The 22,824-nt window shown below is 50.9% G+C and carries 26 protein-coding genes; 6 read left to right on the plus strand and 20 right to left on the minus strand.

The window, feature by feature from the left end; translation table 11 throughout:
* Nucleotides 1-17: 17 nt before the first annotated feature.
* The 5 genes from D6M16_RS22505 to D6M16_RS05820 form a co-directional block, all read right to left on the minus strand.
* Nucleotides 18-995 carry a hypothetical protein gene (locus D6M16_RS22505; RefSeq protein ID WP_120510977.1) on the minus strand — a complete coding sequence of 326 codons (978 nt, stop codon included), beginning with the start codon at nt 993-995 and terminating at the stop codon, nt 18-20.
* A gap of 9 nt (nt 996-1,004) precedes the next feature.
* Nucleotides 1,005-1,679: a hypothetical protein gene (locus D6M16_RS05805; protein WP_120510978.1), complete on the minus strand. Its 675-nt coding sequence runs from the start codon at nt 1,677-1,679 to the stop codon at nt 1,005-1,007.
* Between the two features lie 343 nt (nt 1,680-2,022).
* On the minus strand, nt 2,023-2,307 hold the full coding sequence (locus D6M16_RS05810; RefSeq protein WP_120510979.1) for a hypothetical protein: 285 nt from the start codon (nt 2,305-2,307) through the stop codon (nt 2,023-2,025).
* Between the two features lie 142 nt (nt 2,308-2,449).
* A complete protein-coding gene (locus tag D6M16_RS05815; protein WP_120510980.1) occupies nt 2,450-2,698 on the minus strand; it encodes a co-chaperone GroES in 249 nt (82 codons plus the stop codon).
* A complete protein-coding gene (locus D6M16_RS05820; RefSeq protein WP_120510981.1) occupies nt 2,695-3,741 on the minus strand; it encodes a tyrosine-type recombinase/integrase in 1,047 nt (348 codons plus the stop codon). Before D6M16_RS05820 ends, D6M16_RS05815 begins: the two co-directional genes overlap by 4 nt.
* A gap of 625 nt (nt 3,742-4,366) precedes the next feature.
* Between D6M16_RS05820 and D6M16_RS05825 the strand changes: the two genes are divergently transcribed.
* Nucleotides 4,367-4,927 carry a glycoside hydrolase family 108 protein gene (locus D6M16_RS05825; protein WP_120510982.1) on the plus strand — a complete coding sequence of 187 codons (561 nt, stop codon included), beginning with the start codon at nt 4,367-4,369 and terminating at the stop codon, nt 4,925-4,927.
* Nucleotides 4,928-5,163: 236 nt separating this feature from the next.
* Here D6M16_RS05825 and D6M16_RS05830 read toward each other — a convergent pair whose 3' ends face one another.
* Nucleotides 5,164-6,123 carry a glycoside hydrolase family protein gene (locus D6M16_RS05830; protein ID WP_120510983.1) on the minus strand — a complete coding sequence of 320 codons (960 nt, stop codon included), beginning with the start codon at nt 6,121-6,123 and terminating at the stop codon, nt 5,164-5,166.
* A gap of 403 nt (nt 6,124-6,526) precedes the next feature.
* On the opposite strand from D6M16_RS05830, the gene D6M16_RS05835 reads away from it, so the two are divergent.
* From D6M16_RS05835 to D6M16_RS05850, 4 genes are all read left to right on the plus strand, one after another.
* On the plus strand, nt 6,527-7,684 hold the full coding sequence (locus D6M16_RS05835; RefSeq protein WP_120510984.1) for a glycosyltransferase: 1,158 nt from the start codon (nt 6,527-6,529) through the stop codon (nt 7,682-7,684).
* Nucleotides 7,685-7,702: 18 nt separating this feature from the next.
* Nucleotides 7,703-8,371, plus strand: coding sequence for an SDR family NAD(P)-dependent oxidoreductase (locus D6M16_RS05840; protein WP_120510985.1), 669 nt, complete (start codon nt 7,703-7,705; stop codon nt 8,369-8,371).
* Nucleotides 8,372-8,782: 411 nt separating this feature from the next.
* The gene (locus D6M16_RS05845) at nt 8,783-10,480 is read left to right on the plus strand and encodes a BCCT family transporter (RefSeq protein ID WP_120510986.1); all 1,698 of its coding nucleotides are present in this window, start codon (nt 8,783-8,785) and stop codon (nt 10,478-10,480) included.
* A gap of 68 nt (nt 10,481-10,548) precedes the next feature.
* The gene (locus D6M16_RS05850; RefSeq protein ID WP_120510987.1) at nt 10,549-10,920 is read left to right on the plus strand and encodes a hypothetical protein; all 372 of its coding nucleotides are present in this window, start codon (nt 10,549-10,551) and stop codon (nt 10,918-10,920) included.
* 37 nt (nt 10,921-10,957) lie between these two features.
* On the opposite strand, the gene D6M16_RS05855 is transcribed toward D6M16_RS05850, so the two are convergent.
* The 6 genes from D6M16_RS05855 to kynA all read right to left on the minus strand — a co-directional run bounded on the left by D6M16_RS05855 (nt 10,958) and on the right by kynA (nt 16,648).
* Nucleotides 10,958-11,572, minus strand: coding sequence for an MliC family protein (locus D6M16_RS05855; RefSeq protein WP_120510988.1), 615 nt, complete (start codon nt 11,570-11,572; stop codon nt 10,958-10,960).
* Between the two features lie 96 nt (nt 11,573-11,668).
* Complete coding sequence (locus tag D6M16_RS05860; protein ID WP_120510989.1) at nt 11,669-12,091, minus strand: MarR family winged helix-turn-helix transcriptional regulator; 423 nt, start codon at nt 12,089-12,091, stop codon at nt 11,669-11,671.
* 182 nt (nt 12,092-12,273) lie between these two features.
* The gene (locus D6M16_RS05865) at nt 12,274-13,674 is read right to left on the minus strand and encodes a sodium-dependent transporter (protein WP_120510990.1); all 1,401 of its coding nucleotides are present in this window, start codon (nt 13,672-13,674) and stop codon (nt 12,274-12,276) included.
* Nucleotides 13,675-13,877: 203 nt separating this feature from the next.
* Entirely contained in the window at nt 13,878-15,119 is a 1,242-nt protein-coding gene (gene kynU / locus D6M16_RS05870) for a kynureninase (RefSeq protein WP_120510991.1), read from the minus strand.
* Nucleotides 15,120-15,147: 28 nt separating this feature from the next.
* Nucleotides 15,148-15,777, minus strand: a complete 630-nt coding sequence (gene kynB, locus D6M16_RS05875; protein WP_120510992.1) for an arylformamidase — start codon at nt 15,775-15,777, stop codon at nt 15,148-15,150.
* Entirely contained in the window at nt 15,770-16,648 is an 879-nt protein-coding gene (gene kynA / locus D6M16_RS05880; protein ID WP_120510993.1) for a tryptophan 2,3-dioxygenase, read from the minus strand. Before kynA ends, kynB begins: the two co-directional genes overlap by 8 nt.
* Before the next feature lie 149 nt (nt 16,649-16,797).
* Between kynA and D6M16_RS05885 the strand changes: the two genes are divergently transcribed.
* Nucleotides 16,798-17,670, plus strand: coding sequence for a LysR family transcriptional regulator (locus D6M16_RS05885; RefSeq protein WP_120510994.1), 873 nt, complete (start codon nt 16,798-16,800; stop codon nt 17,668-17,670).
* Here the strand turns inward: D6M16_RS05885 and D6M16_RS05890 are convergent.
* The 8 genes from D6M16_RS05890 to D6M16_RS05925 form a co-directional block, all read right to left on the minus strand.
* Nucleotides 17,633-18,121, minus strand: coding sequence for a GNAT family N-acetyltransferase (locus D6M16_RS05890; protein WP_120510995.1), 489 nt, complete (start codon nt 18,119-18,121; stop codon nt 17,633-17,635). The two genes, D6M16_RS05885 and D6M16_RS05890, sit on opposite strands and share 38 nt — an antisense overlap.
* Before the next feature lie 64 nt (nt 18,122-18,185).
* Nucleotides 18,186-18,602 (minus strand): NUDIX hydrolase, encoded by a 417-nt coding sequence (locus D6M16_RS05895; RefSeq protein WP_120510996.1) that lies wholly within the window; start codon nt 18,600-18,602, stop codon nt 18,186-18,188.
* A complete protein-coding gene (locus D6M16_RS05900) occupies nt 18,602-19,030 on the minus strand; it encodes a VOC family protein (RefSeq protein ID WP_120510997.1) in 429 nt (142 codons plus the stop codon). The genes D6M16_RS05895 and D6M16_RS05900 overlap by 1 nt, the downstream gene beginning before the upstream one ends.
* Nucleotides 19,027-19,530 carry a P-loop nucleotide/nucleoside kinase family protein gene (locus D6M16_RS05905; protein ID WP_120510998.1) on the minus strand — a complete coding sequence of 168 codons (504 nt, stop codon included), beginning with the start codon at nt 19,528-19,530 and terminating at the stop codon, nt 19,027-19,029. The genes D6M16_RS05900 and D6M16_RS05905 overlap by 4 nt, the downstream gene beginning before the upstream one ends.
* 36 nt (nt 19,531-19,566) lie before the next feature.
* Complete coding sequence (locus tag D6M16_RS05910) at nt 19,567-20,316, minus strand: PhzF family phenazine biosynthesis protein (RefSeq protein ID WP_120510999.1); 750 nt, start codon at nt 20,314-20,316, stop codon at nt 19,567-19,569.
* 3 nt (nt 20,317-20,319) lie between these two features.
* Nucleotides 20,320-20,919: a DJ-1/PfpI family protein gene (locus D6M16_RS05915; protein WP_120511000.1), complete on the minus strand. Its 600-nt coding sequence runs from the start codon at nt 20,917-20,919 to the stop codon at nt 20,320-20,322.
* 95 nt (nt 20,920-21,014) lie between these two features.
* Nucleotides 21,015-22,082, minus strand: coding sequence for an endonuclease/exonuclease/phosphatase family protein (locus D6M16_RS05920; protein ID WP_120511001.1), 1,068 nt, complete (start codon nt 22,080-22,082; stop codon nt 21,015-21,017).
* Nucleotides 22,083-22,201: 119 nt separating this feature from the next.
* Complete coding sequence (locus D6M16_RS05925; protein ID WP_120511002.1) at nt 22,202-22,801, minus strand: DUF6151 family protein; 600 nt, start codon at nt 22,799-22,801, stop codon at nt 22,202-22,204.
* Nucleotides 22,802-22,824 lie beyond the last annotated feature (23 nt).

Raw genomic sequence — 22,824 nt, forward strand, 5'->3', positions numbered from 1 at the left:
GCGCGGCGCTGAGGCGTTCAGCCATTCGGGTTCACCTCGCTGAATTCGCCCTCTTCGGCGCTGCTGTCCTGATTGTGCTCAATCAAAATGTCGTCGCGCCGCACCCGGTTCTGAGAACGGGCGATCATTTCCTTCAGGCCGGACATTTGCTCGGTCATCTTGCGCTGATAATCGAGTGCCGATTCCCGTTCCTCTTCCTGATCAATCGTCCGGCCCATTTCGATGCCGTGGTCAACCTGCACTTTCGGTGTCATGTTCAGATCCGCCAGGGACAAATTGTTTTTGCTCAGCAGCTCCATCATTGGCTTGAGCAACGGGTGCGCTTTGATTTCTTCAATGGTGACTGTTTCGCCGTTGGTAGCTTTATAGCGGCCGATATGGAATCCGCCTTCTTTGTCGAAGTCGTACACCGGATTTCGCAGCGAGACGCCATCCGCCACGATGGTTTGCATCATGTCCTGAAAGATGGCGGCCAGGTTTGCCTGGTTAATCGCGTGCAGCTCCGTGAGCTTAGACGGGTCGGCCGACTGAAAGGCGATCAGGTGCTGCATCATCAGCTCGGTACGCTTGATGCAGGCGGGCTGCGTGGCGCAGTAAGCATGGTCGACATCGCAGGTGGCACATTGCGGGTATTTGCCGGGCCGGGCTGGAAAAAACAGAGCCGTTTTGGCATTGGCGCCATGCTTCAGGGCGTTGAATCGCGTGATGGCCTGCTCTGCAGCGGTTGGGTGCCCGGCCAGATTCGATGCAGATCGCGCTTTGCCTTCCGGTGTTTTCGGCCCGGTAGAAGCGAGCACAGCGCAAAACTGCCCCACTTCCCACGGTACTTGCTGTACTTCGCGCTGGCAGTTACTGCAGGTTCCAAAATAGCGGTAAGGATGCGCACGCTTGGGCTCATCCTCAATACGGACTGGTGCCGCTCTGAAGGTGAAACTGCAGTCACCACATTTGAAGGTGACGGTTTCACGCGGCGGGTTCGGCTTCTTCTCACTCATGGCGATACGTTAATGAGCCAGCGCCGGAGACTGGAGGGATTCAAGCTGTTTCTTCACTCTGCCCAGATGACTGATCGAGATGTCGTCACCCAGCCATTTGTACAGCTGCTGGCGAATCCGGTCGAACGGCACATCGGCCCGCAGCAGTTCGACGATCAGGATATCGCGCAGATGGTTGTTCCACACCCGGAACACCGGCACGTACACACGCAGCTTCTTTCGGTTTGGTTGATAGGCCGCTTTGAACAGCTCCCGCCAGATGAAGCGATACTGTTCTGAATCCACCGCCACATAAATTTCGAACCACGCGGCCGCAAGACGCTGGGCGTCCAGCCAGTCTTCAAATTCATCGGCCGTCATCGCTTCATGAGTGTACGAGTAAAGCAGCACCGGCATGCGCAGGCGCCGTTCGGTGCGCAAAGTTTCCAGCTTTCGCCAAACCGTGAGGAACAACTCAGGGCCGAGGTGATCTGCAATGGTTTTCCAATGCGGCGGAAGCGGCAAGCTGTCGACGGCTTTCTGCAGTTCGGAGGCACTCAGGGAAAGTTCTAATTGGGTGCAGTTATCCAGGTACCCACCTCCCCCTGTGGAGACGCGCGTTTTCCTATGCCGAGCCCCCACCCCTTGTTCGGTGATGGTGTGGTGATGAAGAACAGGTGAGATATTGAGAATTAAGCTGCGCATTTCCTGATTCCTTCTGAAAACTGAAGCCAGTCATCATCAGGGCTCGGACACCGCAGTAAGATTATGAGTTGCGCATTCTGCCGTTATGCGCAACTGGGTCTGGTAAAAAGTTCTAAGACTTTGGACGGTTTTGGCCGTTTCGAAAGCGAGTTCTCAAGGTCTGTAAAATCGTCCGTCAACGTCAAGTATATCTGACATCCCTAGAAAAGTTAAAGACGGGTTATGTAAGTTCTAAGACTTTGGGTTATTCCTACAGAAAGTATCTATCATCATTAACAATCACTGTTATCTGAGCCACTATCTCTACAAAATTGAAATGGACTTTAAGAAAATTCTGGTTCTTCTATGGTTTTTTATAGCCAAATAGGGCGAGAGTGACTGCATCAATTGATACATTACTTCCTATCTCACTTAGGGCATCAAGAGCTAATTGGGTTCGTTCTGCTAGAGAATTATTTCTTTCGGTATTGTTCATGCCATAAACTTGATATCGAATACCTGTAATGAATAAGTTGGCTGTTTGATGAGCAAGTCCTTGCTGCACCAAAATGTTAAGCATGCACTTGCCTTTACTGCCACAGGCAATGAATGATTTAAAGCGCGCAAGATGTTTTGGGGATAGATTCATAATGTCCTCCATTTTTTGGGTTTTAGTTAATGGTGAGGGCAATCGACCTATATGCGCTCCATTTATTATAACATTTTAAATTTTGAGGCAGTCAATGGAGCAACCCATAAGGGGAAAAATAGTCGGCTTAGGCTCCCTTTGACTAAACCACGATTCCTACAATATCAACTGACCTAACCATCGTTAATTTCGTCTCGACAGCTTGAATAAAGAAGCCCGCATAAGCATTGAACCAAACCCTGTCATCGAGTTCGATTTCTTTCACCAACGGCCCAACTGCTAGCACCTTTCCTTGATTGGATGGCGAGCTTGAATGGAAAATGCCTTTTTCTTCAGTTTGAACAGGATCTCGCTCAATCACCACCCAATCATGCAACGGCCGTAACTTCATACTTTTCTCCCCTTCTGCATCTCACGCAGCAGCTCAGACACTGGCGTGTTGATTTTGCCCAGTGGATTGCCTTGATCGAGCACTGTTGTCATCTTGCGCATAGCAATGTGTGTGTAAATGGCGGAAGTCTTTGGGTCTGAATGCCCCATCAGGGATTGGATCTGCAGTGTGGATGCATCCGATTCTGCCAGTTCAGTACCGAACAGATGACGCAAGGCATGCGGATGTGCCTGATCTTCAGGTACACCGGCTGCTATGGCATAGCGTTTAATCATTCTGTCGACGGCCCGGGACGATAACCGCCGGAGTTCGCCGCGATGTTCCCATTCCGGAATGTGGCGATTTCGCATGTTCACGAACAGCACCTGATCACCGTTTTCCAATAGGCGGTCAATATCAGCCAAAGTGGGATGGCCTAAATAAGCCTGAACAAGCAACATAGCTTCGGAAGGCACAGGCACCATTCGTTCTTTTTCGCCTTTCTCTTTCAGTAAAATTGCCAGGCGATCGGCATCTTGGTGTTTGTACCAAATCAGATTCGATTCATTCAGACTGCACAGCCCAGAAACACGAAAACCACACCCAAGCAGTAATGCCAGAATCGCGCTGTCCCGTATGCCAGAAAACTCGGACAAATCGGGCTGCAGCAAAATGGCTTCAGCACTGTGTAAGCCCATGGCTCTGGGTAATCGTCTGCCAGACTTCGGATACACCAGATGGCCTGCCGGGTTATCCTGAATGTGCCGGCGCTGGTAAAGGTATTTATAAAATCCCCGGATTGCAGCCACGGCCACCTTGCGTGAAGCTGCTGAATAGCCAAACCGGTGAAGCTGGCCACCGGCGAACTGTTCAAGTTTACCCAATGTCGCTGCCAGGTATTCGCCATTCAGAAACTGACCGAGGCGTTCCAGTAGCTGGCGATACTTGGCGACTGTTTTCGAGCTGCAGTTTTCATTCTCTCGCTTCCAATTGAGGAACTGATCAACCAATGACAGATCAACCTCCTCATCAACAATTTCTTCCCCGGGGGCAGAAAAACTCATGGATTCATGGATCCTTAGCTTAGAACTCGTAGAGCCCAGTATTCATGCGGCCTGCCAGCTATCGGAGGGCTTTAAATAATCCATGGATCAACTCATGGAAGCCTGAAAAATCCATGGATGGAAAATTAACCGCTCACCCCAACCTGTGGATACCCAAATTTGCCTTCTCTTTATTTCCTGCCTCTCTATCTCTCTCTTTTTTAAATAAAAAAAGAAAGAAAGAAGAAAGGCGGCGAAATTAGACCAAAATCGAACTCATGGAGAAAACAGGCGAACCCATGGAAAAAAACGGTAAACCCGTGGATGAAAGAAAATGCCAAAACCATAAACATCAATAAGTTAAGGAGTAGCATCCACAGGTCCACAAGTTAGAACAATATCCTGTGCACCCGGACTTGCCAGAACGCAGACGCCGAGCCATCCTGTTTTTCACGCTCCCGCCTCCAACCCGGGCGCCCTTAAACCTTCAGGGGGTGCGGGGGCAGAACCAATTGGGGTGAAGAAGCGCCTTCTTATGATGGGCGTTCTGTAAGACTTCGGAGAACCCACGCAGTAACCCAGGCAGAACGCCCTCTGATGACATTGCCAGCGGGATGAGAATGCGCGTAGACCTAAGGAGGCGACTATGCGTAATCAGCCGGCAACACGCTCTCTGGAGCAAATCATCAACGAGGTTCTGATAAAAGAAGGCCATCATTCCAACGATGCTGATGATCTTGGTGGCAGTACAACCTGGGGAATCACTGAAGCTGTAGCCCGGAAAAACGGATATACCGGCCCCATGTCAGCCATGACACAAGCCATCGCATGCGACATTTACTTTAACCGCTATATCAAAGCCCCACGCTTCAGCGATATTCACGCCATCAGCGCTCTCATTGGTGAGGAAGTGATTGATACTGGCATCAACATGGGCACAAGCATCGCTGCAAAGTTTCTTCAGCGCTGGCTGAACACGTACAACAACAGCCAGGCATACTATGAAGACCTGATCGTTGATGGCCATATCGGTCCGGCAACCCTATCGGCTTTAGAGGCTTATTTATTACGCCGAGGTACTGAAGGTGAACAGATATTGTGGCGCTCTTTAAACTGCAGTCAGGGTGCCCGATATTTGGATATCAGTGAGGCGCGTGAAAAGAATGAAAAGTTCATCTATGGTTGGATGAAGAACCGAATTTCATAGCAAAAAGTGGTTCCAAAACCCCTTCGTAACCCATTGATTTTTAAGCATTCCCAATCGCTTAAAACGCACGTTCAAAAGGCATGAAAATCATGCCTTTTTCTTTATAAATCATTAGATTACATCAATTATCAACTAGCCTTGACATGGTAGGGGTCGGTGGTTCGAGTCCACTCAGACGCACCATACAGAGAAGCCCGTTCGAAAGAACGGGCTTTTTCTTTGTCTGAAGATCGGTTTTACACACCGCTCCAGTTCACGGTAAAAGTGAAATCCCACAGATTATTCGAAGCCCCTATGCCTGGATAGGCGGCATAGAACGTATTGTTTAATGCTGTCAGGGCCGGGCCGCACTTAGAAGCCGCTTCATTGATTTCTGTAAAATCGATCTGATTTGTACTCCAGGATGTGCCATTAAAAGCACAACCGTATAGCTGTGCGGTGTGGGCCCCATGGTAGAGCGCAAATAAAGTATCACTGGTTGCCGCCAGCGACACCCCGTCATAGGCTTCTGCACCGTTTGCATCTTCCAGATTGGTTTGCGGGCCCCACTCTAAGCCGTCAGATGAGGAGCACACATAAATAGCAGAACCATTAATCGGGGTTCCGCCAACCCCTTCCCAGCCTAAAAACAGTTTACCGTTAAAAGCAGCTAATGCGGGTCCGGCTGTCGTTGTGCATGATGCGCCATTCTGATCGCTGACATTCACTTGTGAATCCCAGTCGGTACCGTTTGCCGATGAACAAACATAAAGGTTACTCGATAAATCTTCACCCCGGAAGGCCATATAAAGCCGGCCGTTAAAGGCAGCGAGTGCTGGCGGAGAATCGGTTTCAGCATCATTCTGTGAGGTGATTTTTGTTTGATCACCAAAATTGACGCCATCTGCACTTGAGCAAATATAAATACTATCGGATCCTGAGCCCTGGTAAGCCAGATATAATCTGCCATTGAATGCCGCCAACGCCGGGCTGTTCTGGGTTTTCGCGCCATTTTCATCGGTAATATCCGTTTGCTGAGACCAGCTCACCCCGTCGGCAGTAGAGCATATATACAAGCTCTTGGAACTGCCCCAGCCACGGTAAGCCATATATACCCGGCCATTAAACGCCGCAAGCGCGACCTTGCTGCTGGATTCAGCATCATTCTCAAGCGTGATTTCCTTTTGATTCGATGCCATTACGCTGATGGTAGCCATGTCGATGTCTCCTGAACTGAAATGAATGTGGCAGAGCAATGTCACTGCCTGTCCTTTTTCAATAGCGCTTGTTCCATAGCCCTACTCCATACATAACTCAACAGCTGTAACAGGGATTTAAACCCTGAGCAGACACAACGGGCCTGGAAAAACACTTTCCAGCTTAGCCCAGAAATTAATACCATGAAGTCAACAAAAGCAGTCATGCGGTTGATGTCATTTCTTCATTGATAAATTGCATATTCATTTCAATCTCAGCTTGTCATTCCCAACTTGGTTTGCAGAATGCAAATATCACCTGATTCGCTGGCGCCCCCCAACGCAAAGAGGCGCAACCAGGCGCATTTTTACTGGTATAACTCTTGCTTAAGTCTATACAGGCAGGTGTTACGAGGCGGTCGTTATGAATGCTGTAATCCAGGTTGTAAAGCACTTAACGCCGGGAATGGTGGGCACTGCGGCGATCAATATTCAGCAATTCTCTGCCTTGCGGCAAACGCGTTTCATCATCTGTCTTGAAGGGACTATGAGTGAAACTCTTGAAAGCTGGCCATACCTGAAAAATGTCATCGATAAACTGATTTTCCTTGATGCAGAATCTGAAACAACAGCAAGCGTCGTCCGCTCACTGGTAAAACTGTTTCGCACATACCACGCAGGCGTGGTGCATACCCATCAAAGTACGGCTTTGTATCAGGCTGGTATTGCAGCCAGACTGGCTGGCGTCAAAACCTTAATACACAGCGAGCACGACAACTGGCTAGAAGAGGAACCCAAACACCCGCGTTTACTGAAAATGGTCCTCAATTGTATACACCCTGCCCTGGTTACAAACGGAGGCAGAATGAATAACAGGTTACAGACGTATCTTAACCGCCGCGATATCACCACAATTCCACACGGTGTTGATACCCAGCGCTTCCAGCCTGGCAACCAGAGCATGGCCCGGCTGCGGCTGGGATTGCCCACAGGAGCGAAAATCATAGGCACAGCAGGCAGACTGATCCCGGAAAAACGGCAACACTTATTGATACATGCCCTGAGTCATTTACCGGAGAATGTGCATCTGACGCTGGCAGGTGAAGGCAGTCTTGCGCAAGCTCTGCATATGCTGACAATCAAACTGTCGCTAAGCCATCGTGTTCATTTCATGGGGCACGTTGAGAATATGCCGGAATTTTATCAGGCGCTGGATCTGTTCTGTATTACCTCGGAAGAGGAGGACTATCCTGCTTCTCCCCTTGAAGCACAAGCCTGTGGAATACCCGCAGCATTAACCGATATGGGGGCCTGCAGCGATGTCCTTTGTCCGTTAAATGGAATTCCGCTCAATACAGATGATGAACGGACGCTGATTTACCAAATTCATACCGCGCTGCTTAAGAAACAAGGCATCAGCCCTCGCCGCTATATTTTACAACACCACGATGTGCGCATCATGGCCGAGGCTTACGATGCGCTGTGTTATCAGGTAAATCCACCCTATATTGATAACCCTCTGTATGCTGCCAACTCAGCCCGCCAACCAAAATGTCGCTATACTTTGCCGAATAAACCCTGATAAAAGCAGAGGATAACAATGATTCTGATCACAGGAGCCAGCAGTGGACTGGGCGCAGCTCTGGCTGCCTCTTATGCCGCCGATGGCCACTCACTAACACTGACAGGCCGAAACGACGAGCGCTTACATAACGTTGCCCGTCAGTGTCAGCCTGCCAATATCTGTACCCTTACTGCCGATCTTTCAGATGCCAGCTCAGTATCATCGCTTTTCGATAAACTGCCATCAGCGCCTGAGACCATGATTTTCTGTACCGGCAGTGGCTATTTCGGCTCGCTGGAGAAACAGGCCCCGGATGCCATTGCACAGTTGATCAGCAATAACTTGCTGTCTGCGACCTATTTCCTGCGAGAAGCCGTTAAACGCTACCGCAATACTCCCCTGACCTGCGCGATTGTTATGTCGACAGCGGCTCAGGTGGCGAAAGCCGGCGAATCAACCTATTGCGCTGCCAAATGGGGCGTAAAGGGATTGGTTGAATCAACCCGGCTGGAATTGACAGGCAAGCCAATGAAACTGGTCGGGGTATATCCTGGCGGTATGGCTACTGAATTCTGGGCCAACAGTGGCAAAGAGATGGATCTCAGCGGTTTCATGTCAGCGGAAGAAACCGCCACCATGTTAAAGAAAGCACTGCAACAGGCAGAGCACGGCTATGTTTCTGATATTAGTATCAATCGTTATTGAGCCTGCCAGTACGCGTCATCCCCGCACTCCTTCGCAGGCTGAGCGAACCGACAGCTAACGATGTCATGGCCGCGGCGTACTCTTAATGTTTGATGCATATGGCATCCGCACAACTGAGAGGGCGCCGCCTGCTGGCTCTGACGATGGCGCAGATTGCAGAAATGAGCGGGAACGCCGACAAAATGGGTAAACGATACCAAACATGACTTTTCCCCCAATCCAATCAATCACAGCCCGCCAGAATCGCCTTTGAATCAACGCAGTTTGACAGCTCGACTATAATAAGCTCGTAATCAGCACTATGGATCGGCATTGGTTTTCCGGACTTGACGTTCTATGAATTAACAATACGACTCATATACAACCCAGTTCACGGACGAATCACACACCCATTTTTGTGCGGAGGCCACGATGTCGTCCACCAAATTTAATGACATCATAGATAAACCCACCTTTTTCGGTTCCCTGTTCCTGCTATTTGCTGTGACCTTGCCTTTAGTCTTCTTTCCCGAAGCCGGTGCAGCCTGGGTACTGAGCGCCAAAGATTTTGTGACCGATCAGCTTGGCGTGCTCTACCTGATTCTCGGCCTTGGTGCGTTTCTGTTTATGGTGTACATCACCTTCAGTGATATCGGCCAGATCAAACTGGGCACCCCAGAAGAAAACCCGGAGTTTTCCACCTTCTCCTGGGCTGCGATGCTATTTTGCTCTGGTATTGGCGCTTCAATTCTTTACTGGTCAATGATTGAATGGGCTTACTATTATCAGACCCCGCCTTTCGACATTCCCGGCGGTACGCACGAAGCTGCCAAATGGGCAGTCACCTACGGCATTTTCCATTGGGGACCGCTGGCCTGGTCTATTTATCTGATCCCTGCGCTACCGATTGCCTATTTCTATTACGTCCGTAACCACAGTGTCCTGAAGATCAGTGAAGCCTTAATGCCGGTGCTGGGTGAAGAAAGGGCGCGCGGATGGTTGGGTAAGCTCATTGATGTGTTCTTCATCTTCGGTATGCTCGGAGGCGGGGCCACCACGCTCGGCCTTGCCGCCCCCTTGATTAATCAGGGCGTCCATGAGCTTTTTGGCGTGCCAAATAACCTCTATACCCGCATAGCCGTGTTGATAGTATGTACCGCCATTTTCGGTTACAGCGCCTACGCCGGCCTGAAAAAAGGCATACAGTTACTCTCTAACATCAACATGTGGCTGGCCGTCGGCATCTTGCTGTTCATTTTTGTAACCGGGCCCACTCTCTTCATGCTGAACACCGGACTGGACTCGCTGGGGAGGATGATCAACAACCTGTTCGAAATGGCCACATGGACCGAGCCATTTGCCCAGTTCCGGCAGTTCCCGGACACCCATTTCCCTCAGGACTGGACCATATTCTACTGGGCCTGGTGGCTGGTTTTCGCGCCCAGTGTAGGGCTGTTTATCGCCCGAATTTCAAAGGGGCGCACCATAAAAGCCATGGTTGTCGGCTCGATTTTTTTCGGCACCCTGGGCTGTTTTCTGTTTTTCATGATCATGGGTAACTACGGCATTTACCTGCAACTTTCCGGACAATTGGATGTTATTTCCATACTGAACAATCAGGGGGCCACTGCCGCGATTTTCGCCATGCTACACACCCTGGCACTCAGTAAACTGGTGGTACTCGCCTTTACCATACTGGCGGTGATCTTCACCGCCACCACCTTTGATTCTATTTCCTACATTCTGGCTGCTGTGGTGCAGAAAGAAATCGATGAAGAGCCGGCGCGCTGGAACCGCCTGTTCTGGGCATTTGCACTGTCTGTCATGCCCATCACCCTGATGTTCATCGGGGGGTTAGATACCCTGCAAACCGCCAGTGTGATCGGGGGGGTTCCTTTGCTTATTGTCGCTTTACTGCTGTGTATTTCCATTATTCGCGCAGCGCACTTCGACCTTCGCTATCAACCCGATTACGAAGACAAGGAAATCTATATCGAAGAATTACCGGAAGATGACCCGTGGACTGAAGAGGGGTCCTGGGATCAGGAAGGACCGGAAGAGCATGGCGTATCACATGATGATAAACCTCATATCGAGGGGGATCCGGACAGCCACCCTTCAAGGTTGTAAGCCCTTGTCTGTCGACCGGCCAGGCCACAGACCCTAACTGACATTTCTCCGATGACAGGAGAGCGGATATGAGATTACTGATTGGCCTGATAGGCGTAGCGGTTGCGTTTTCAGGATTGGTTATTACCGCTGAGCCCAGGCTTATTCTGGACTTTATCGACCGGCACAAAAAACAGCTTTGGCTGCATTTTGTTGCGGTTGCCGTACGATTGCTGATTGGATATTTATTAATTGAGTATGCTGACAGTACAGACTTTCCCTTAGTGGTCGCCGCCATCGGCTGGGTATCCATTATTGCAGCAATTTTTCTGTTAATTCTGGGCAGGGTAAACTTTAAAAAGCTCATCAGTTGGGCAGTTGGTCTTAATGACACACAGGGACGCTTAGCAGGCATCTTTGCCACCCTGTTTGGGGCTTTTATGGTCTACATCATTTTGTAAGCGTTAGTCCTATCTTGTGGCTTCATGCTATATCAGACTATTGTTGCAGCTTGCACTGTAGCTCTGGTGCACCGTAGCCCCAGGTGACTCTTGCTTCACCCTGATGCTCCCACAGGCTTTCATTACGTCCGACATACTTTGTACCACTGGCGCTTTCCTGCTGATACATCAGCGATACACTGTCACCGCGTTCGGCAATCAGCGTTGGCGGATCAGTAGGAAAATAAGTCGCGACCACTTCACTTCCCGGCTGATCCGTGCACAGATAAGTGACGGTTGCTGTGGCCTGAATCAAGCCGTATCTGGCCTGCAGCTCAGCAATGCGCTGCCGATATTCAGACACAACACATGACTTTTTATCATCAGCTTTCCAGCATTCATTCCGGCCTTTCACCCAGCCTCTTTGCTCTGCTTTCAAGGTTGGTGGATGCTCATTGGTGGCTTTGCCAGCGGCCTGCTTATAAACCTCTGACAACTTGATATCTAACGCGGCTAATTCATCGTCCTGACAAATCATCGCCTCAATACTACCCTCTGTCACTGCAGTGCAATCAAACGATGGCTCTGCTGCTTTGACCTGATGATAAACCAGCACAGCAGCAGCACTGAGACTGAACACCACCCAGCCAACTCTGAATTTTCTGATTTTCATCCCGACTCCTGAACGGTTCAGCCTGCTCCCCATCAACTATAGGCAATCAGAGGCTTTCCGTCAGGTATAAGGTTGCTACACCCGCTCCGGACTGAGTTAATTCAGCTTACCAATGAGCGTCAGCAGTTGTGTGAGTTGTGCCGATGTCAGTCTGTCTGTCATCGCCTCAGTACCATGATTAAAACTCACCAGCGCATCCTGATAAATCTCCACACCGGTTTGAGTCAGTTTCACCAGGCTGACCCGGGCATCCCGGCTATTCTTTTCTTTTTCGACCAGATGATTTTTTTCCATCGGATTCAGAAGCCGCGTCACGCCAGATGCTGTCAGCCCGACAGTCTCCGCGAGTGCGACCCGACTCATAGATTGCTCTGCCGCTGCATAAAGCTGATGAAGGACCAGAAACTCCGACATACTGATGCCATGTGCACTCAGCTTTCTGTCAATGGATTTCAACATTCCTGAATACCTGACTGCCAGCTCAATCATCAGCTGACCATTGATCGTCATTATAGACATAAACACCTCGATATTTAGTTGACCAGTCAAGTATTGATCAATGATTGGTGTTGCATCAAGTGTTTTTTTGTTGTGCCTGAATCAATCCGTTTCCGGTGGCTTATTCGTATCCTGCCTCATCAATAAAAAAGCCGGGGCATACCATGCACCCGGCTTTTTTCCACGTTACAGACGTGGAAATCTTATCCCATCACACCGATGGCATTCAGAAAGACCGCCAGAATGCCGACTGGCGTAATGTAGCGAATCAGGAACCGCCACAGCGTATGTGTCATCCCATTGGGCAGTTCTTCCTGCGTTGAGGTTTTCTTCATCACCCAGCCGGTAAATACTGCCATCGCCAGACCGCTCAGCGGCATGATCCAGCTACTGGTCAGATAATCCAGCACGTCGAAGAAAGTTTTTCCGTACAGGGTATGATCCTGCCAGATATTGAATGAGAACACAGAGCCAAGACTCAGCACCCAGATACCGGCTGCTGTCATCGACCCCGCTTTCAGGCGCGAATAACCTTTCTTTTCCGTCAGAAACGAAACAGCAGGTTCCATCAGCGAGATGGCCGATGTCAGCGCTGCAAACGACAACATAATGAAGAACAGCAAACCAACCACCTGCCCCATTGGCATCTGACCAAAAGCAATAGGCAAAGTCACAAAAATCAGGCCCGGCCCCGCACCCGGTTCAAGGTTGTTGGCAAACACAATCGGAAAAATCGCCAGACCGGCGATCAGGGCAACCAGAGTATCAAGCACACCTATGGTCAGTACGGTTTTTCCCAGTGAGACATCTTTACCCAGGTACGAACCGTAAGTCATCATGCCGCCACCGGCCAGACTGAGTGAAAAGAACGCATGGCCCAGGGCCACCAGCACACTGGTGCCGGTCAGTTTGCTGAAGTCAGGGTTAAACATGAAATTTACCCCTTCGGCAAAATGACCGGTTGTCATGGCATAGCCCACTAAGACCAGCAAAAGCACCAGTAGTCCCGGCATCATAGTAGTGACAGCGCGCTCCAGCCCTTGCTTGACGCCTTTAATAACAATGGCCGATGTGATCAGCAGTACAACACTGCCCCAGACTGTTGTGGCAACCGGATCGCCGACAAGCCCGCCAAACATGGCACCGATGTCATCGCCCGAAGCGCCGTTAAATGCGCCGATACCTGCGGTAAAGATATAAGACACCGCCCAGCCAGCGACGACGAGGTAAAAACTGAGGAGCAAAAAGCCGGTGATCACCCCCACCCAGCCGACCAGACTCCAGTGTCGACTGACGCCGGCTTCTTTTGCCAGTGCCTTCATCGCGTCTGGCGGACTGTGTTTACCGCGCCGACCAATCATGACTTCGGCAATCAGCAGAGGGATACCAATTAACGCAATACAGAACAGGTACAAGAGTACGAAAGCACCGCCTCCGTTTTCACCTGTGATGTAGGGAAATTTCCAGATATTACCCAAGCCGACAGCCGAGCCGGTAGCCGCCAGGATAAATGCCATACGGGTTGACCAGTTAAGTCGGCCTGTTGCGGGCATGCCACCCGCATTAGCCGCGGTATTGATTGATGCGGTCGCGTTTTTTTGCATCTCAGTTCGTCCTTTTACTTTTATAATTATCATTCTGAACCCTGCACCGGTTTGAACACCGACGCAGCTTGCCCTGCCGGTTTACCCTCTCCGGCAAGACAGGCTCAGTGCTTCTTGTGTACGGGTTTTAATGTTATTGGTTTTGGTGAAACTGCTTTTGGTGGTACAGCTGGCTATACACATAGCCAATGCTGCCCCTGGTATCAGGTTACTGCGGTCAGCTTTTTGAACGCCGCCTGATCCCAAAGATCGTTAGCCATGATGTCGACCAGCGCATCTACGCAATCCCACAGATCGACATAACGAACGTATAACGGTGTGAAGCCGAAACGAAGAATGTCCGGTGCACGAAAATCGCCGATGATATTGCGTGCAATCAAGGCCTGCATGATGGCAAAGCCCTGCTCATGCGTCAGGGAGACCTGACTGCCCCGTACCGCCGGGTCTTTTGATGACGCCACCCCGAAGCCGTACTGACTGCAGCGCTGTTCAACAAGTTCAATAAACAACTGACCCATGTGAAGGGATTTTTCACGAATCTGATGCATATCGGCCGAGGCCATGATATCTACCCCCACTTCCAGCAGGCTGGCACCGACGACGGGCGTGGTGCCGCACAAGGTACGTGCAATACCCGGTGCCGCTTCATAGTCATCGCGCATTGCAAAGGGATTTGCGTGACCAAACCAACCGCTCAGCGGTTGCTGCAACTGCGCCTGATGGCGCTTGGCAACAAACAGGAAACCCGGTGCACCGGGGCCGCCATTGAGATATTTGTAACCGCAACCGATGGCAAAATCGGCGCCTACCCGGTTCAGTTCGACAGGCACTGCACCAGTACTGTGGCTGAGATCCCAGATCACCAGTGCGCCTTTTTCATGAGCACGGGCTGTGATCGCCGCCATATCAAACATGGCGCCACTTTTGTAGTGCACATGGGTCAGCACCACAACCGCTGTGTCTTCATCGATGGCATCCAGAATGCTATCGCGATGTTCAGTCACCAGACGCACTTGGCCATCAAGAAACAGCTCCAGTCCTTGCAAGATATAAAGATCCGTCGGGAAATTACCTGGTTCAGACAGTATCTTATGGCGACCTGCATTCAGTTTTACCGCTGCCGCCGCCATCTTGAACAGATTGACAGAGGTGGAGTCCGCCACGATCACTTCACCTTCGTCAGCCCCAATCAGACCGGCAATTTTATCTCCCACCCGATGCGGTATGCGGATCCAATCGTGAGTGTTCCAGCTGCGGATCAATCCCTGCCCCCACTGCTCTTCCACCACTTGCCGGGCTTTTTCTTTTGCCGCCTTAGGCAGTACACCCAGGGAATTGCCATTGAGATAAATATGCCCGGCGGGCAAATCAAACTGATCTCGATAGTCAGCAAGGGGATCAACGCGATCCAGTTCTTCAAAATACGCTCTGTTCAGTGTTTGCATTCTTAATTACTCCTGACTTTTCTGATGGCTAGGCAACACTGCGCAACAGTGCCCGTACGGGGGAAGCGTCCAGCGAATCCAGTTTTAACGGCGGTGCTATCAGCTCATACTGTCCGGCAGGCACATCATCCAAGACCAGGCCTTCCAGTATCGCCATGCCATGACGTTTAATCGCATTGTGGGCACTCATGGTTTTCGAGGTCTGCGGGTCCAGGGACGGGCTGTCGATGCCAATCAGACAAGCGCCACGCTCTGCAAGTAAGTCGATTGTCTCTGAAGCCACCGCCGTAAAGTCAGACCGCCATTCGTTGTGCGGAAACTGCCGGTAGGTTTTGAAAATCACCCGCTCTACCTGATCCGGCAACTGATCAATAATGTCCTGCGGTTTTACCCAACCGACTGCCTGGGTGGCATCAATCACCACACACGGCCCGATGTAATAATCCAGGCTGACCGCTTCCATGGTTTTGCCCTGTGCATCGTAATGCGCAGGCGCATCGGCATGCGTGCCTGAGTGACAAGACAGGGAAAACTGACCGACGTTAACCGGGCATTCCTCGCTCATTTCCCAGTGGAAGTGTGAAGAAAATGCTGTATCGCCCGGCCAGACCGGCAAGCCCTGCCGCAGTGTTTGCGAAATATCCCAGATTTTAGCCATGCTTCGGCCCCTCAATTGAGGTACGCACCGACCACAATTCAGGGAAGAATTGCAGCTCAAGCGCTTTATTGAGGTATTTCACCCCCGACGTACCGCCAGTACCGCGACGATAGCCAATAATGCGCTCAACCGTTTTCATGTGGCTGAAACGCCATTTCTGGAAATTGAATTCCATGTCGACCAGCTTTTCGGCCAGCTCATAAAGATCCCAGTATTCATTGCTGTTGTTGTAGATTTCCGCCCAGATACGTTCAATGGCTTCGCTGGCCTGATAAGGCTGGGAGAAGTCCCGGTCAAGGTGAGACTGAGGCACATCAAATCCACGTGCTTTCAGCAACTGCAGCGTGATGTCATAAATGCTGGGTGCATGAAGAACAGATTTCAGGTGATCGTAATATTTCGGGTGGGCGCGGTGCGCCTGAATCATGGCCTCATTTTTATTGCCCAGCAGAAATTCCAGTTCGCGGTACTGATAAGACTGGAAACCCGAACTCTGGCCCAGTTCATCGCGGAAGCTGGCATAATCAGCCGGCGTCATGGTTGCCAGCACCTCCCAGGCATTCAGCATCTGAGACTGAATGCGTGCCATCCGGCTCATCATTTTAAAGGCTGGACGCAGCTGATCCTGGCGAATATTCTCCACCGCGCCGTATGCTTCATGCAGACAAAGCTTCATCCACAGTTCAGACACCTGATGGATGACCACAAATAACATTTCGTCGTGCTGTTGGGTCACCGGATGCTGGCAGGAGAGTAATGGCCCCAGAGCGAGATACTGCCCGTAGCTCATGTCCTGATCCCAATGCACTTTTTCATTGTCCAGGTCCACTTTCAGCGTGGGCGCAGTCTGATTTTTATCCATTTTGTTCATCCACTATTTCCTTGCCTGTCAGAGGCTATTGACCATTCATTTATTAGTTTACGAGACACCTTTTTAACTGTAAATTTCATAAAATATTCAAAACTCATTAACTTTTTTCATACATCATGGCTACAAAAATCAGTACAAGACACTTGCAAATGATCATGGCTGTGGCAAAGGCAGGCAGTGTGTCAGAAGCGGCCAGTCAGATTGGTCTGACGCAATCTGCGCTCAGCCACCGCATTCGTGAAGCAGAACGACTGTTAAATACTGAGCTGTTTTATCGCCAGCATAAAAAGCTCATTCCGACCAGTGCCGGCAAACGGCTGCTGCTCTCGGCCACTGTGGTTCTCAGCGAGCTGGAAAGGGCTGAAAACGACATCGATAAACTGTCGGTAGGGATAGAGCATGTGATTCGGGTAGGGAATGAAGCGTATGGCGGTTACCATTGGCTACCGCCTTTCATAAAGCGTTTTAATCAGGACTTTCCCAGCTATTCAGTTGAGATTATTCCCGATGTCTCTCTCGACCCGTTTACGGCTTTACGCAACGGCACGATAGACATTTCCATTGTCTCCGGCACGGTGACTCAGACTGGCTTCAGGGTGCTGAAACTGTTTCGGGATGAAATGATCGCTGTGATGCACAAAGACCATCCAAATGTCGGCAAAACCTGGCTGACGCCGCAGGAAATCGCCGCCGACACGTACATTACTTACCACACCACACCCGGCCCCGGGCGCGAGTACGAACAATTGTTCAGCCCGAACCACCTCTTACCGCCTAAAGTCATCAGAGCTGGTGTGACCGAAGCGGTCGTGGAATTTGTCAGAGCGGGTATGGGGATAACCATCATGCCGAGCTGGGTGATAAAGCCGTACCTGAAAAGCGGCGAGCTCAGGACTGCCCGGGTTACAGAGCATGGGCTCTACCTGAACTGGCAGGCCCTGATTAGGAAAGATGAGCGTTCCGATTCGCCCATAGTGACGTTTGCTAAAGCGCTGAAGCGGACGGATCTGTCAGCGCTGTAACTGTGGGGGCCATTGTCAGTGACATGGGCTGGTATCGCAGGCCGGCAAGCTCTGCCGCCGCACCCGTTTTCTGGAATCCCTGCGCCTGATAAAAAGAGACGGAATTCAGAGAAGCACGCACGGTGAGCTCAGCATGACGCACCTTTGGCAGCAGAGCCTCCAGCAGTAAAGTAGCAATGCCTTTTCCCTGCCAGTCCGGTAACACAAATAACATTGCCAGGTGTGCCCTTTGTTTGAGTTCCGCCATGCCAAGAATCTTGCCCTGCTGCTCATACACCAGCATCAGGTTGTCTTCCTGCAGGCGAAGCAATAGCGCTTCTTTTGAGGCGACTTTAAAGAAAGTATCAATACCCGCCGGTGCAAGTTGCTTTGCCGCACTCGCCATAAAGCTGGTTTTCACTAACGCTGCAACCTCTCCGGCATCGTCTGCCGTCATCCGTCTGATTGTCATGCGCTTCCCCTTCCTGACGCAATCTGCTGAATCGTTTTACTGTCGCTCTGTCAGCGCTGCACTTTTAGCACTGCGCTTTCAACAGCGGTAAAATCACGCGCCGATATTCCGCCAGTGCAATATTATCCGCTTCGACGGTGGCAGCGTCCGGTGCATGAAGTGATGTCCAGATCACAGCTTCTGCTTCCTGTGCCGACAGCTCACCCGTCCAGTCTGTGACCACATAATAATGCAACCGCTGTAACTCAGTGGTGGGATGGTACAGCGTACACAGTGGAAAATAGGCAATGGGTGTGACGGTCAGCTCTTCGACAACTTCACGATGCAGTGCCTGTTCCAGGGTTTCTCCTGCTTCAACATGCCCACCGGGAATGGCCATCAGCCCAGGGTCAACCACTTTGGTCAGCTTGCGCTTTTCAAGCAGGACCTCTTCTCCGCGTATCAGCAAAAAAGACACGCAATCATGTACTTCCCTTTGCATTATTCTGCTCTTCCTCTTCTCGCCATGGGATGGTCTGGATGCAATTGCAGCAAATCCCACAAGTTGCCGTATAAATCTTCAAACACGGCCACTGTGCCGTAATCCTGCTCCTGAGGCGGACGCACAAAGCGGATGCCGTCAGAGACCATTCGCTCATAATCGCGCCAGAAATCGTCTGTGCTCAGAAACAGAAAGACCCGGCCTCCGGCCTGATTACCGATAAAATCGCGCTGTTCAGGTTTTGACGCCCTCGCCAGCAGCAAAGTCACACCGTTGGAACCCGGAGGCGACACCACCACCCAGCGCTTATCCTGCTCTAGTTGACAGGTATCTTCAATCAACTCAAATTTAAGCTTATTGACGTAAAAATCGATTGCTTCGTCGTAATCATCAACGACCAAAGCAATATGCACAATGGCCTGTTTCATGTGGGTGTATCCTGCTTATACTGCTGAATAATAAAGCCTTCGCTGTTTTTCGGTGGCTCAAAAAAACGGGTAATGGCATCAAACGCGTCATCCGTAGTAAACGGGCTGCCCGCAGGCAAATTTTGGCTGCGAATTTTCAACTGCGCTTTGCAAACCTCGTCCGGTTTGTCGACATAGTGCAAACAGTGTTCAACACCCGTTGCTGATATCAGGGCCGCAAACCACTGGCGCTGCGTTACCGTATTGGCCGGGAAATCCAGCACAACCGATATCCCTTTGCCGAGTAAATCCTCAACATGCGGCTGTAAGGTTTTCTTGAGCCGCTCGGAATACTGAATGTAATCCGCCAGACTGCGAACCTCTTCCGGGTATAAGGTGCTGAGCCACTCATCTTCCACCAGCAATACGGCATGTTGCGTTTTGGCAATCTGTGCCGCTAATGTGGATTTTCCCGCCGCCATTTTGCCACACATAAAATGCAGTGTCGGAATCGCAGTCATCCGTCTCTCCTTGTGTTTAACGTGCTTCTCAGACATTCAGACGGCTCCGAATTGTTGATACTGATAGACTTTGCCGCCAACCCATAATTGCCCGTCTTTTGCTGCCAAATGGATCTGATTGTGATACTCAGGATACCCCATGTGAACGAAAGCCGGCTCTTCCAGAGATAAAGGCAGCGCCGCACAACATACCGCGCAAGCCGGGTCCTCCGGTATGTTATACAAGGGGTTAGAGGCTCTGGCATACCAACCGTCGCCAGTGGAGACATACAACACATAACCACTGAAATTTTTCCCCTGATTCCAGTTAGCCAGTGCATCCAGATCGAAACGGACGGCATTCAGTGCAGCGAGGTCTTTGAGCTCGATACACCATTTGGGTTTACCGGCACTGTAGAGTCCGGCTTTGAGGATCTGGCTGGCCTCCAGGCCAAACCAGCCAGGATCAGCTTGACCGGTAAAATCGGGAGAGACAGCTGTCGACAAGGTCATGCTGACGCTGACTACATCTCCGGATTTTCGTACGTCGCTGATACCCGTGCCGGTTTCGACACGAAACGACGCCTGAGCAATATGGCTGGCCGCACCCAATAGTGCATGGCCACAAATTGGCGCTTCTTTTGAACCGGGATAAAAAAAGCGAAACCGGACGTCGGCTTGCTCGCTGTCCGACATCACTACAATTACAGGAATACCGGAATCTATCGGATTTTCCGGTACTTCTGAGACAGCCATCAGGTTACCGCCCAGATCCTTGTGTTTTCCAAATACGTTATAAATGTGCATCTTTCAGTCCAGATAAGGTTCAACGACAGACAAACAACGCTTTACCGTAGCTTCTTTCTCTCCGACCGGCGCAACATAGTGGATCGCGTTTTTGGCGGCCTCCACATTCGCTAATTTCGCAATGAGCCAGGTTGCAAGATACTGAGATGCCAGACAACCTCCTGCTGTTGCGACCGACTGGGATGCATGAAAAGGCTGCTCAAGCACCATTAATCCGGCGTCCATCGCCCAGGGCTGAGTCGTCAGGTCGGTACAGACAGGCGCGTTATCCAAAATGCCTAATGCCGGCAACAGCAGCACACCCGAACACTGAGTGGCAATCAGCTGTTTTTGCGGCTTCAGCGTTAATGCGCTCATGAGTGATTGGTCGGCTACGATCTGCCGGGTCAGCGACCCGCTGCCGATGATGACGGCATCGGCCTGATTGGCGTACGCCAGAGGTTGGTGGGCGGAGATGGTTAGTCCGTTCATTGAGGTTACTGTCGGCGTGGGACTGGTGATCTGCACCTGCCAGTTCTCGCTTTTGACCCGATTCAGTATTGAGTAAGCAACCAGTGAATCCAGTTCATTGAATCCTTCGAAAGTCAGTATGGCTATTTTCATTGCAGCATCCTTTGCAAATCAAAATGGTACGCTAGAGTAACGAAAGACAGATTACCCTGATTGAACAGCCAGTTACCAGCCCGAATTTACCTGTTTCATTGTCCTGGACGCGGCACTTTTTCATCGCTGACATTCTGCTCCTGAATAATCTCTTCCGCCCACTCATCGTCTTCAGCTTCAGCTTGCAGGCCGTTTTCCTTTTGGGCGGCAGACGGCTCAAGATACAGTTCAGTAAACAGAGCGAAATGATCCGATCCAATAGACGGCAGACGCTGAATCTGGCTAAGTCTGAAATGGTGGCTGTGGAAGATATGATCCAAAGGCCATCGCAGAAACGGATAGTCGGCGTGAAAGGTATTAAACATGCCCCGCCCCACGCGCGGATCCAGTAATCCGCTGATCTTCCGAAACAGCCGAGTGGTCGACGACCAGGCTACATCGTTCAGATCGCCTGTCACAATAATGGGCTGTGTACTGCCAGATACGCTGCGTGCCACCAGCACCAGTTCGGCATCCCGTTCTGCTGAAGCCGGATTTTCTGTCGGGCTGGGCGGTGCCGGATGCAGAAAATGCATTCTGATTTTTTCGCCGCAGGGAAGCACCAGCAACGCATGCATGGAAGGCACGTCGTCTTCGATCAAAAACTCAACGCTGGTATCCTCCAAAGGAAACCGGGCATAAACATGCATGCCGTAAAGATTATCCAGGGGACACTTCATGGTATAAGGCAGTTGGGTTTCAAGCGTATCCAACTGCGACTGCCACCAGTCGTCCGACTCCAGCGTCACCAGCACATCGGCCTGATACTGATGCACCAATGTGATGAGCTTATTTGCCTGACGGTTCGGGGTCAGCACATTGGCTGTGATGATGCGCAACCGCCTATGCCCGTTCTCACCGTTCGCCGTCTTCACTTCCTGACGCCAGAGCCGTGTATAAGGCAAAATCCACCACAACTGCCAGCCCAGACACACAAAACACGACAACGTGACCAGCCAATGGGCGTGAGCAAAAGCATTAGCCACCAGCAAAAACAACGCAAACACGGCCAGTTGCAGACGAGGAAAATCCCAGCCGCGCACCAGCCAGTGCGGGTGTCGCCATAAAGGCAACAGTGTGGCAATCACAAGGAACAACGTCAGAAACGTTAGCGCATCAACCATAACATTTGCTCTGAAACCCAACACTCGTCATTCGCCCATGCAGAAAGTCATTACTTCCTGCCCTAAGTATTGAGTTTAGAAGGTGTTTTCACACTGGGGATATTTCCGCCAGCTCAGCGTCACAATGTCTCATCATGCTTCAGCTTTTTTGTACTCACAATCTCTGGCTGACTCATGGGTTGAGAATGACGATCAAAAAAGGGATTCGGCCGTCCTTTTCCAGTCAGTTTCCAGCCCAAAATTTTCAGCAATACGCGAATCATCATGGGCCAGACGCGATTATTGCGCAGTATGTCTTCAGGTAATGGCGGATTGGCATGTTGCGGGTAGGCATGCGCCCGGACCGGGCCAAGCCGCTCCTCCGTTCTGTCTTGCGCTGATATCACTTTTTCGATCAAGCCTACAAAAGGAAAACCAGGCTTGAGGGTGTTTGCTATCGGCGTTTTGCAGCATCCGGCATACCAGCGAAATAAGCCTTCCGGTGACAACCGTAAACAGCGAATCTGCTCACTGCCATTTGTCCATTGCACGCTGGCCGGACTGAGCTGAAAAATCGCCGTGCCCCGATGTGCAGTGAGTATCCGTTCGGGCGAGAGCTGCTCGGCAAATGCCTGACAATCTTTGCAATAGCACACCACGCGGTTGCCGGACGATGGCGTGGGCACTTCTGCTTTTCCCTGTAACTTACCGCATTCACATCTCAGTTGAATTGTCGCCATGCTGCTTTCTCCCTGATCAATGA

The organism is Photobacterium salinisoli (assembly GCF_003614885.1).
Taxonomy (GTDB): domain Bacteria; phylum Pseudomonadota; class Gammaproteobacteria; order Enterobacterales; family Vibrionaceae; genus Photobacterium; species Photobacterium salinisoli.

Coding starts and splice junctions, on each gene's coding strand:
- D6M16_RS22505 (WP_120510977.1), bottom strand. CDS start 995: ATGAGTGAGAAGAAGCCGAACCCGCCGCGTGAAACCGTCACCTTCAAA.
- D6M16_RS05805 (WP_120510978.1), bottom strand. CDS start 1,679: ATGCGCAGCTTAATTCTCAATATCTCACCTGTTCTTCATCACCACACC.
- D6M16_RS05810 (WP_120510979.1), bottom strand. CDS start 2,307: ATGAATCTATCCCCAAAACATCTTGCGCGCTTTAAATCATTCATTGCC.
- D6M16_RS05815 (WP_120510980.1), bottom strand. CDS start 2,698: ATGAAGTTACGGCCGTTGCATGATTGGGTGGTGATTGAGCGAGATCCT.
- D6M16_RS05820 (WP_120510981.1), bottom strand. CDS start 3,741: ATGAGTTTTTCTGCCCCCGGGGAAGAAATTGTTGATGAGGAGGTTGAT.
- D6M16_RS05825 (WP_120510982.1), top strand. CDS start 4,367: ATGCGTAATCAGCCGGCAACACGCTCTCTGGAGCAAATCATCAACGAG.
- D6M16_RS05830 (WP_120510983.1), bottom strand. CDS start 6,123: ATGGCTACCATCAGCGTAATGGCATCGAATCAAAAGGAAATCACGCTT.
- D6M16_RS05835 (WP_120510984.1), top strand. CDS start 6,527: ATGAATGCTGTAATCCAGGTTGTAAAGCACTTAACGCCGGGAATGGTG.
- D6M16_RS05840 (WP_120510985.1), top strand. CDS start 7,703: ATGATTCTGATCACAGGAGCCAGCAGTGGACTGGGCGCAGCTCTGGCT.
- D6M16_RS05845 (WP_120510986.1), top strand. CDS start 8,783: ATGTCGTCCACCAAATTTAATGACATCATAGATAAACCCACCTTTTTC.
- D6M16_RS05850 (WP_120510987.1), top strand. CDS start 10,549: ATGAGATTACTGATTGGCCTGATAGGCGTAGCGGTTGCGTTTTCAGGA.
- D6M16_RS05855 (WP_120510988.1), bottom strand. CDS start 11,572: ATGAAAATCAGAAAATTCAGAGTTGGCTGGGTGGTGTTCAGTCTCAGT.
- D6M16_RS05860 (WP_120510989.1), bottom strand. CDS start 12,091: ATGTCTATAATGACGATCAATGGTCAGCTGATGATTGAGCTGGCAGTC.
- D6M16_RS05865 (WP_120510990.1), bottom strand. CDS start 13,674: ATGCAAAAAAACGCGACCGCATCAATCAATACCGCGGCTAATGCGGGT.
- kynU (WP_120510991.1), bottom strand. CDS start 15,119: ATGCAAACACTGAACAGAGCGTATTTTGAAGAACTGGATCGCGTTGAT.
- kynB (WP_120510992.1), bottom strand. CDS start 15,777: ATGGCTAAAATCTGGGATATTTCGCAAACACTGCGGCAGGGCTTGCCG.
- kynA (WP_120510993.1), bottom strand. CDS start 16,648: ATGAACAAAATGGATAAAAATCAGACTGCGCCCACGCTGAAAGTGGAC.
- D6M16_RS05885 (WP_120510994.1), top strand. CDS start 16,798: ATGATCATGGCTGTGGCAAAGGCAGGCAGTGTGTCAGAAGCGGCCAGT.
- D6M16_RS05890 (WP_120510995.1), bottom strand. CDS start 18,121: ATGACAATCAGACGGATGACGGCAGACGATGCCGGAGAGGTTGCAGCG.
- D6M16_RS05895 (WP_120510996.1), bottom strand. CDS start 18,602: ATGCAAAGGGAAGTACATGATTGCGTGTCTTTTTTGCTGATACGCGGA.
- D6M16_RS05900 (WP_120510997.1), bottom strand. CDS start 19,030: ATGAAACAGGCCATTGTGCATATTGCTTTGGTCGTTGATGATTACGAC.
- D6M16_RS05905 (WP_120510998.1), bottom strand. CDS start 19,530: ATGACTGCGATTCCGACACTGCATTTTATGTGTGGCAAAATGGCGGCG.
- D6M16_RS05910 (WP_120510999.1), bottom strand. CDS start 20,316: ATGCACATTTATAACGTATTTGGAAAACACAAGGATCTGGGCGGTAAC.
- D6M16_RS05915 (WP_120511000.1), bottom strand. CDS start 20,919: ATGAAAATAGCCATACTGACTTTCGAAGGATTCAATGAACTGGATTCA.
- D6M16_RS05920 (WP_120511001.1), bottom strand. CDS start 22,082: ATGGTTGATGCGCTAACGTTTCTGACGTTGTTCCTTGTGATTGCCACA.
- D6M16_RS05925 (WP_120511002.1), bottom strand. CDS start 22,801: ATGGCGACAATTCAACTGAGATGTGAATGCGGTAAGTTACAGGGAAAA.